Below are 8433 nucleotides of genomic sequence, written 5' to 3'. Positions count from 1 at the left end.
AGCCTGATGATACCCCCCGCCCAATGTGGAGGTGAGCTGCAACGTGGCGTCCAGCCACTGACCGTGCAGGGTGATGCCGTTAATCTGCTCCTGGAGCAGTGGCAGGCGGCTCTGGCTGACCCGCATGCCGGGAATGATCCCTACCTTAAAGCGCGCCTCGGCTAACGCAACAATGCGTCCCGCATCCTGCTCAATCTGCTGCTGGCGTTGATTCTCGTCCGCCAGAGTTTCGACCTGCACCGCCGCCTTCTCTACCTCGTTGACCGCGTCCACGACCGCCTTGTTATAGTTGGCGATAGAGAGATTATGCTCCTCTTCGGCGATATTAAGGCTGGCGTTAAGCCGCCCGCTGTCAAAGATAGGCAGCGTCAGGCCGCCGGTGACGCCCATCTGCTGGGCAGAGTGGCGAAAGAGATCGCTCAGGTGCAGGGCGTCCTGCTGCAAAAACGCCATCAGGTTAAGATCCGGGTAAAACGCGGCTTTTGCGGCCTCTACGCTGCTGAGAGACGACTCAATGTACCAGTGCGCCGCCTGCAGATCGGGACGGCGGGCCAGCAGATCGTAACCGAGCTGCGCGGGCATTTTACCTTCCACCTTCGGCAGGGCGATCGGATGTAGATGCAGCGTGGCGGCGTTGCTGTCGGTCAAGGCAATCAGGCGAGCTTCAATCACCCGCATTTTACCCCGGGCCTCGCTCTGCTGCTGGCGGGTTTTGCCTTCGTCGATGCTGTTTTCCGCGTCCGCCACCGAGGAGGTAATGCCCGCCTGATGAAGCTGGCGGTCGGCGGCCACAATCGTCTGCTGGTCACGATCTATCTCGTCCAGCACCTGACTGATGGCGGCCTCGGTCTGCCACTGCCAGTAGAGGCGGGCCACGCTGGTTGCCAGCAGCTGACGCGTCTGCTGACGCTCCGCTTCATGGGCGCGCACATTGCCAATGCGCGCTGCGACCTCGTCACGGTTTTTCCCCCACAGATCCAGATCCCAACCGGCGGTGAGGCCGAAGGTGCCGTTGGTATACCAGGGGCCTGTGGTTCCGGCTGCGGGATCGGTTATGGCAAAGGGTCCCATCAGCCCCTCGGCAGACATGCGCTGTCGTTCTACGTCAGCAGAGAGATCGACCTGTGGGCCCTCGTTGGCGGCGACGCGCTGCGCCTGTGCTTCGGCAAGGTGAATGCGCTGCTCGGCGACCTGCATATCCGGCGCATGCGCCAGGGCGCGCTCAATCAGGGCATTAAGCTGCGGATCGTGATACGCCTGCCACCACTGGCTCTGCGGCCAGCCCGCGGCCAGCGCCGGAGGTAAGCTGTTGGTAGCCGCCGCAGCCGGGGCCTGCTCTTTCAGGGGAACGACGCTGTCGTGCATCGGCGCGCATCCGCTAAGAAGGGATACCAGCGGGAAGCACGCCGCAGCGGCGAGAATAAAAGGACGACTCATAGATACGCTCTGCTAAACCAGGGCGTTGCAGAGTACACACACTTTTACCCGTTTTTTTAGGTAAGCGTGGCAAAACACAGCCGGTCATAAAAAGACACAGCTGGAAAAACATTCACCTTATCAATGATATAAATATAACTATTCTTCCCGAATATGTTTAGCCGCCGCCTCGATGGCGGTGGCAATCGCCGCCGACTGCTTCAGGGTACGGATCTCGCTAAACAGGCCATCGGCTTCGGCATACTCCTTGCGTAAATAGCCCAGCCACTGCTTGATACGCGCCACGTGATACATCCCCGTGTCGCCCTGCTTCTCAAGCTGGCTGTAGTCCTGAAGCAGGCCAACCACTTCCGGCCAGGGCATGCGCGGGGCGTTATATTTGATTACCCGGCTGAGGTTGGGCACGTTTAGCGCGCCGCGGCCAATCATTACCGCATCGCAGCCGGTCGCCGCCAGGCAATCCTGCGCGCTCTGCCAGTCCCAGATCTCACCGTTGGCAATCACCGGGATGGTCAGCCGCTTACGGATCTCGCCAATCGCCTGCCAGTTGATGCGCTCCGCTTTATAGCCATCCTCTTTCGTGCGGCCATGAACCACCAGCTCGGTGGCTCCCGCCTGCTGCACCGCATCGGCGATCTCAAACTGCCGCGCGCCGCTGTCCCAGCCGAGGCGTATCTTAACGGTAACGGGCAGCGAGGCGGGCACGGCTTCGCGCATCGCCTTCGCCCCCCGGTAGATCAGCTCGGGATCTTTGAGCAGCGTGGCCCCGCCGCCGCTGCCGTTCACCAGCTTCGACGGGCAGCCGCAGTTGAGATCGACCCCGTAGGAGCCCAGCTCCACGGCGCGAGCGGCGTTTTCCGCCAGCCACTGCGGGTACTGACCCAGCAGCTGGATCCGCACCGGGGTGCCGTTCAGCGTCCGGCTCTGGCGATGCAGTTCAGGGCAGATCTTATAGAACGACTTTACCGGCAGCAGTTGATCGACCACGCGTAAAAACTCGGTGATGCAGAGATCGTAATCATTTACCCCGGTCAGCAGCTCGCGCACCAGCGAGTCGAGCACGCCTTCCATCGGTGCCAGTAATACACGCATAACGTTACCCGTCAGAAAAGAGGCGCGTATGGTAGCGCCTCTGGCCCATGGGTGAAAGGGGCTTTATCGCCCGCTTTACGCCTAATCTTGTATGAATGCCTGACGTTCCATTTCGGAATATTTGGTATGCTCACAATTCATGATGTGATCGATAGCACAGTTATCGAATCAATTGTATGATGAATGCGTTTCATCAGAGGCTTGAACCATGTCCAAATCATTGACCGTTGTCTGGCAGTATCTTCGCGCATTTGTGCTGATTTATGCCTGCCTGTATGCCGGAATCGCTATCTCTTCCCTACTGCCCATTACCATTCCCGGCAGCATTATCGGCATGCTGATCATGTTCTTTCTGCTGGCGCTGCAAATCCTGCCGGCAAAATGGGTTAACCCCGGCTGCTACGTGCTGATCCGCTATATGGCGCTGCTGTTTGTACCCATCGGCGTGGGCGTGATGCAGTACTACGACGTGCTGCGGGCCCAGTTCGGACCGGTGGTGGTCTCCTGCGCGATCAGCACGCTTGTTGTCTTCCTGGTGGTGAGCTGGAGCTCGCACCTGGTGCATGGCGAGCGCAAGGTAACGGGTGAGAAAGGAGCGAAATCGTGATGGAAAATATCTGGTGGTCGCTGCCGCTAACGCTGGCGGTCTTCTTTGCAGCCCGCAAGCTGGCGATGCGTTTTAAGATGCCCCTGCTTAATCCGCTGCTGGTGGCGATGGTGGTGCTGATCCCCTTCCTGCTGCTGACCGGTATTCCCTATGAGCGCTATTTCGCCGGGAGCAAAGTCCTTAACGATCTGCTCCAGCCCGCCGTAGTGGCGCTGGCCTACCCGCTGTATGAGCAGCTGCATCAGATCCGCGCCCGTTGGAAATCGATTATCTCCATCTGCTTTATCGGCAGCGTGGTCGCGATGGTTACCGGGACTACCGTTGCCCTGCTGATGGGGGCCTCGCCGGAGATCGCCGCCTCGATACTGCCCAAATCGGTTACCACACCGATTGCCATGGCGGTAGGGGGCAGCATCGGCGGCATTCCGGCCATTAGCGCGGTCTGCGTGATCTTTGTCGGCATCCTTGGGGCGGTGTTTGGCCATACCCTGTTGAACCTGATGCGCATTCGCACTAAAGCGGCCCGAGGTCTGGCAATGGGTACCGCCTCCCACGCCCTGGGCACAGCACGCTGTGCGGAGCTGGATTATCAGGAGGGCGCATTCAGTTCGCTGGCGCTGGTACTCTGCGGGATTATCACTTCGCTGATGGCACCCCTGCTCTTTCCGCTGATCCTGACGCTGGTGGGCTAAAATTTGCGATACGTCGCGCATTTTTCATTTGAATTTCATAAGTTGCATATAGAGTGTGATTTGAATCACATATAAAGCGCCTTACGCTCTTTACACTAGGCTCCCATTACACTGCTATGAGGCAACGCCATGCATTCACGTTTTCACTCGGCTTTCGCTAATCTTGCGAAGGATCTGCAATCCGCTTTAGCCCCCCTCCTTGCGGATGACCATTTTCCCGCCATGCTGAGCGCGGAGCAGGTGAAGGCGCTGGTTAGCGCCACCGGACTGGATGAAGATGCGCTGGCCTTTGCGCTCCTGCCGCTGGCCGCCGCCTGCGCCCGGGCCGATCTCTCCCATTTTAACGTGGGGGCCATCGCTCGCGGAGTGAGCGGCACATGGTACTTCGGCGGCAATATGGAGTTTATTGGCTCCAGCATGCAGCAGACCGTCCACGCCGAGCAGAGCGCCATCAGCCACGCCTGGCTGCGGGGTGAGAAATCCCTGGTGGCTATCACCGTTAACTACACCCCCTGCGGGCACTGCCGCCAGTTTATGAACGAGCTGAACAGCGGCCTCGATCTGCGTATTGCTCTCCCCGGCCGCGATCCGCATACTCTGGCGGATTACCTGCCCGACGCCTTTGGTCCCAAAGATCTGGAAATTAATACCCTGCTGATGGATGACGAAGATCACGGTTTCACGGTTGAGGGAGAGGCGCTGGTCAAAGCGGCCATCACCGCCGCCAACCAGAGCCATGCGCCTTACAGCAACGCTCCCTCCGGCGTCGCCATCGAGCTGAGCAACGGGCAGATTTTTGCCGGGCGCTATGCGGAAAATGCCGCCTTCAACCCGTCCCTGCCGCCGTTACAGGGTGCGCTCAATCTGCTGAGCCTGAACGGCTACGACTATCCGGATATGCGCCGTGCCGTGCTGGCTGAACGCCCGGACGCACCCCTTACCCAGTGGGACGCGACCTCCGCCACGCTGAGAGCGCTGGGCTGTCGTTACGTTGAGCGTGTGGCGCTGCCAGCCTGAGCTACGGTAATAACACAATGAAATGATTGTGATGAAAATCCCCGCAGTTGAATCGCTGATTCTTGCGCTTCCTCTGCGGGTAAAGTAGCCTGAATGAAATTTCATCTCCGCATCGAGCTATCTGCATGTTAAAGCGTTTGTTATACAGCCTGTTAGTCATCATCGGCTTGCTGCTGTTAACTGCGCTTGTTCTTGACCGCTGGATAAGCTGGAAAACCTCCCCGTGGATCTACGACGATTTGCAAGATCTGCCCTACCGCCAGGTTGGGGTGGTGCTGGGTACCGCCAAGTATTACCGCACTGGGGTGATTAATCAGTACTATCGCTATCGCATTCAGGGGGCGCTGAACGCCTACAACAGCGGCAAGGTAAACTACCTGCTGCTGAGCGGAGACAATGCTCTGCAGAGCTATAACGAGCCGGTCACCATGCGCAAGGATCTGATTGCCGCCGGGGTGGACCCGCAGGATATCGTGCTCGACTACGCGGGTTTCCGCACCCTGGACTCCATCGTGCGCACCCGCAAGGTCTTCGACGCCAACGACTTTATTATCATCACCCAGCGCTTCCACTGCGAGCGCGCGCTGTTTATCGCCCTGCACCGCGGTATTCAGGCCCAGTGCTACGCCGTACCTTCGCCGAAAGATATGCTCACCGTGCGGGTGCGGGAGTTCGGTGCGCGTCTTGGCGCGCTGGCGGATCTCTATATCTTCAAACGCGAGCCGCGCTTCCTCGGCCCGCTGCTGCCTATCTCTTCACTCCAGGATGTGCCGGACGATGCGCAGGGCTACCCCGCCGTTACGCCGGAGCAGCTGATGGATCTGCAGCCGAAAGCGAAAAAATAGTGCTCAGAAGGCGATATTGTCTGCCCAGGCGGTGGCGCGTTTCATGATCTCTATCACCGCCTCAGGCGTTAGCCCGAGGCTTTTCGCCACCGCGTTAACCTCCTCCCAGCGCTGCTGTTCATAGAGGCGGGCCAGATCCAGGAACGGATAAAGCACGCCAGCATCCTCGGTCAGAGCCTGCGTAACCCGCTCGGAGAGCGCGATCTGCTTAACCAGATCCTCCAGCGCGATACCAAGGATAGCGTCCAGCAGTGAGAACAGGCCGCAGAAGAAGGCGTCGTGAGCGAGCGACTCCCGCCCTGCCGCTTTGGCCAACAGCTCGCAGAACATCCCCCGCACCAGGCTCATATGGTACAGCTCATTGGTCTTCACGTTGGCGATGCTGGTCAGGCAGGAGATCGAGACAAAGCGCCGCAGCTCGTTAAAGCCAAGATAGAGCAGCGTGTCCTTGAGGGTGCTGTTTTTCACTATCTCAATGCCGCGTGTGTTATAGACCACGTTGCGGGTATAGCGCATCAGGGTATAGGAGAGGCTGATGTCGCTCTTGAGGTAGTTTTCGATTTTCGCCAGATCTGGATTCTGAGCGTTAACCTCGGCAATCAGCTGGATCTGCAACACCTTATTTTGTGATAGCCGCTTGTTTTGCAACACCTCGGGCTTGCTGTAGAAGTAGCCCTGAAAGAGATCGAAGCCGAACGCGCGATACCGATCGAACTCCTCCTGCGTTTCGACCTTTTCAGCCAGCAGCGTAACCTTGCCAAGCCGGTTACGATTTTGCGTAATATAGCCTGAGATCTCATCAAAGGTCTGGGCCTGAATATCGAATTTAATAATGCTGATATAGGGAAAAAAGCGCTCCCACTCGCTTTTCAGGGCGAAGTCATCGAGGGCGATTTGAAATCCACCGGCGTAGAGGCGACGCACGGCGGCCAGCAGGTCGTTATTAGGCGTGGCCGTCTCAAGGATTTCAATAACTACCTTGTCATGGGGAAGCGCATCGGCAAAACCCTGGACGATCATCTCGCCGGGAAAGTTGATATAGCAGGTGTGCTTACCGACCAGCGAGGGCAGCGGCGTAGAGAAGAAGAGATCGGAGATAATTTGCTTTGTCGCATACTCAGACGAGACGTCTGGAAACCGGTTGGTTAACCCGTCACGGAACAGCAGCTCCCAACCAACGGTCGCCATGCTTTTGTCAAAAATGGGTTGTCTCGCAACAAATGAGTACATACTCCTCTCCATGGCATATGCTAGCGGCAAAATTTAACTATAGCTAAATCCCCTCTGAGATCGAGCGCTCAGCCCGCGCTAGCTCACACTTTAGTGTGCAACGCTTTTAGAAAAGAGATTGATCACCAGTACGCCAGCGCAAATCAGCGCCATTCCGCCGATGGCAGGCAGATCCAGCTTCTGGCCGCTAAAGATCCATCCCGCGGCGCTAATCAGCACGATACCCACCCCAGACCAGATGGCATAGGCAATGCCGGTAGGAATGTACTGTAGGGTTTGGGAGAGAAACCAGAACGCCACGGCATAACATCCCAGCGTGGCCACCGTCGGCCACAGTTTTGTGAAGCCTTCGGAGTAGCGCATCAGCGTTGTGCCGATCACTTCAGCCACAATCGCGATCCCCAGATGAACATAAGCGTGCATAAACCCTCCTCCTTTGCATCATTTTGTAAAATATGCCATCTGCCGTTACATATCGCTACTTTTTAACCTCTCTCATAGTGCATCTATACTGTAAGTGACACAGGAGGTTGTTCATTGTGAGAATTCTACGCTATCTATTTACCAGTCCGGAAAAGCTACTTCAGGTAACCGATCACCGCGATGTTCAGGAATCTATCGACGACGGGGAGCGGATCATTATTGATGAGGACGGCAGAGCGCGGGTTAACGTACGCAGCCAGGCCGTGAAGGAGGATTTTATCCGCCATGTTGATGCACTAAAGAGGGCATAAAATGGCGACAGCAATATTTATGGTGTTGATGGTTTCCGGCTACTGGTACACCAGCCGCGATCTCTCTACCCGCTTTAAACTGCGGCGCTCCTTTGGCTGGGACGTCTACTTTCTGGTCGCCCTTTACGGCTGCATCTTTATGCTACAGGGGATCATTGCTACCGCCCTGGTATGGCTGCTGCTGCTGTTTTCATCGATGGGCATGGATGCGCTACCACAGTGGTTTGGCTATGAAGAGCACCGTCTCCAGGTGACCTTTATGAACTGGAGCTTCCTTGGCATACAGGCTCCGGTGGTGATCATGCTCGCCTTTGCTACCCTGTTCTGCCTCTACCGCTCTAACTGGGCAGGCAGCGCCCGCCTCGACGGCAATGGTCGCCGCCAGCTGTATAAGTTTCTCACTCGGGGCAACGGCGTGGAGGGGCTGCTCTACCAGTGTATGGAGACAGGCCAGCTGGCATGGATCACCCTGAAGTCACAGCGGGTCTATATCGGCATGATCCACGGCGCTACGCTTGACGATACTGAAGTGAGAAATATTGAGCTGATCCCTATGCTCAGTGGCCACCGGGATCGTCACTCCCATCAGCTTAATATTGAGAATAACTACAGCGCCTGGTATGACAAGCACGATATCAACCTCGATACCGAGCCGCAGTCGGCCCTGGATTTCCGCAAGGTGATCCTGCTCGATGAGGTAGAGAGCCTGTCGCTGTTCGATCCGGCGCAGGTCATGGCGATGGGCATCAAAGAAGAGCCGCAGGCATAACCTCAACAGG

The 8433-nt window shown here is 57.3% G+C and carries 10 protein-coding genes; 6 read left to right on the top strand and 4 right to left on the bottom strand.

The window, feature by feature from the left end; translation table 11 throughout:
* Positions 1-1437, bottom strand: a 1437-nt coding sequence (mdtQ, locus tag FN633_RS14135; protein WP_154058945.1) for a multidrug resistance outer membrane protein MdtQ, incomplete at its 3' end; no start/stop codon positions are given.
* A gap of 138 nt (positions 1438-1575) precedes the next feature.
* Complete coding sequence (gene dusC / locus FN633_RS14130; RefSeq protein WP_154058135.1) at positions 1576-2529, bottom strand: tRNA dihydrouridine(16) synthase DusC; 954 nt, start codon at positions 2527-2529, stop codon at positions 1576-1578.
* A 208-nt stretch (positions 2530-2737) separates the two neighbouring features.
* On the opposite strand from dusC, the gene FN633_RS14125 reads away from it, so the two are divergent.
* The 4 genes from FN633_RS14125 (at position 2738) to sanA (ending at position 5690) form a co-directional block, all read left to right on the top strand.
* On the top strand, positions 2738-3136 hold the full coding sequence (locus FN633_RS14125; RefSeq protein WP_154058134.1) for a CidA/LrgA family protein: 399 nt from the start codon (positions 2738-2740) through the stop codon (positions 3134-3136).
* Positions 3133-3828: a CidB/LrgB family autolysis modulator gene (locus tag FN633_RS14120; RefSeq protein WP_154058133.1), complete on the top strand. Its 696-nt coding sequence runs from the start codon at positions 3133-3135 to the stop codon at positions 3826-3828. Before FN633_RS14125 ends, FN633_RS14120 begins: the two co-directional genes overlap by 4 nt.
* Positions 3829-3957: 129 nt before the next feature.
* Entirely contained in the window at positions 3958-4845 is an 888-nt protein-coding gene (gene cdd, locus FN633_RS14115) for a cytidine deaminase (RefSeq protein WP_042389742.1), read from the top strand.
* 125 nt (positions 4846-4970) lie between these two features.
* On the top strand, positions 4971-5690 hold the full coding sequence (gene sanA, locus FN633_RS14110) for an outer membrane permeability protein SanA (RefSeq protein ID WP_042389741.1): 720 nt from the start codon (positions 4971-4973) through the stop codon (positions 5688-5690).
* A 3-nt stretch (positions 5691-5693) separates the two neighbouring features.
* On the opposite strand, the gene FN633_RS14105 is transcribed toward sanA, so the two are convergent.
* Positions 5694-6920, bottom strand: coding sequence for an EAL and HDOD domain-containing protein (locus FN633_RS14105; protein WP_154058132.1), 1227 nt, complete (start codon positions 6918-6920; stop codon positions 5694-5696).
* Between the two features lie 90 nt (positions 6921-7010).
* Entirely contained in the window at positions 7011-7343 is a 333-nt protein-coding gene (locus FN633_RS14100; protein ID WP_042389738.1) for an EmrE family multidrug efflux SMR transporter, read from the bottom strand.
* 113 nt (positions 7344-7456) lie between these two features.
* On the opposite strand from FN633_RS14100, the gene FN633_RS14095 reads away from it, so the two are divergent.
* Together FN633_RS14095 and FN633_RS14090 are read left to right on the top strand one after the other, a co-directional pair.
* Positions 7457-7654, top strand: coding sequence for a hypothetical protein (locus FN633_RS14095; RefSeq protein ID WP_042389943.1), 198 nt, complete (start codon positions 7457-7459; stop codon positions 7652-7654).
* Between the two features lies 1 nt (position 7655).
* Positions 7656-8423, top strand: coding sequence for a hypothetical protein (locus FN633_RS14090; RefSeq protein ID WP_154058131.1), 768 nt, complete (start codon positions 7656-7658; stop codon positions 8421-8423).
* Positions 8424-8433 lie beyond the last annotated feature (10 nt).

Origin of the sequence: Pseudescherichia vulneris (assembly GCF_902164725.1) — a bacterium.
Taxonomy (GTDB): Bacteria; Pseudomonadota; Gammaproteobacteria; order Enterobacterales; family Enterobacteriaceae; genus Pseudescherichia; species Pseudescherichia vulneris.
The sequence above is the reverse complement of the archived record's forward strand: the minus strand, read 5'-3'. Positions and strand labels throughout refer to the sequence as shown.

Coding starts and splice junctions, on each gene's coding strand:
- dusC (WP_154058135.1), bottom strand. CDS start 2,529: ATGCGTGTATTACTGGCACCGATGGAAGGCGTGCTCGACTCGCTGGTG.
- FN633_RS14125 (WP_154058134.1), top strand. CDS start 2,738: ATGTCCAAATCATTGACCGTTGTCTGGCAGTATCTTCGCGCATTTGTG.
- cdd (WP_042389742.1), top strand. CDS start 3,958: ATGCATTCACGTTTTCACTCGGCTTTCGCTAATCTTGCGAAGGATCTG.
- sanA (WP_042389741.1), top strand. CDS start 4,971: ATGTTAAAGCGTTTGTTATACAGCCTGTTAGTCATCATCGGCTTGCTG.
- FN633_RS14105 (WP_154058132.1), bottom strand. CDS start 6,920: ATGTACTCATTTGTTGCGAGACAACCCATTTTTGACAAAAGCATGGCG.
- FN633_RS14100 (WP_042389738.1), bottom strand. CDS start 7,343: ATGCACGCTTATGTTCATCTGGGGATCGCGATTGTGGCTGAAGTGATC.
- FN633_RS14090 (WP_154058131.1), top strand. CDS start 7,656: ATGGCGACAGCAATATTTATGGTGTTGATGGTTTCCGGCTACTGGTAC.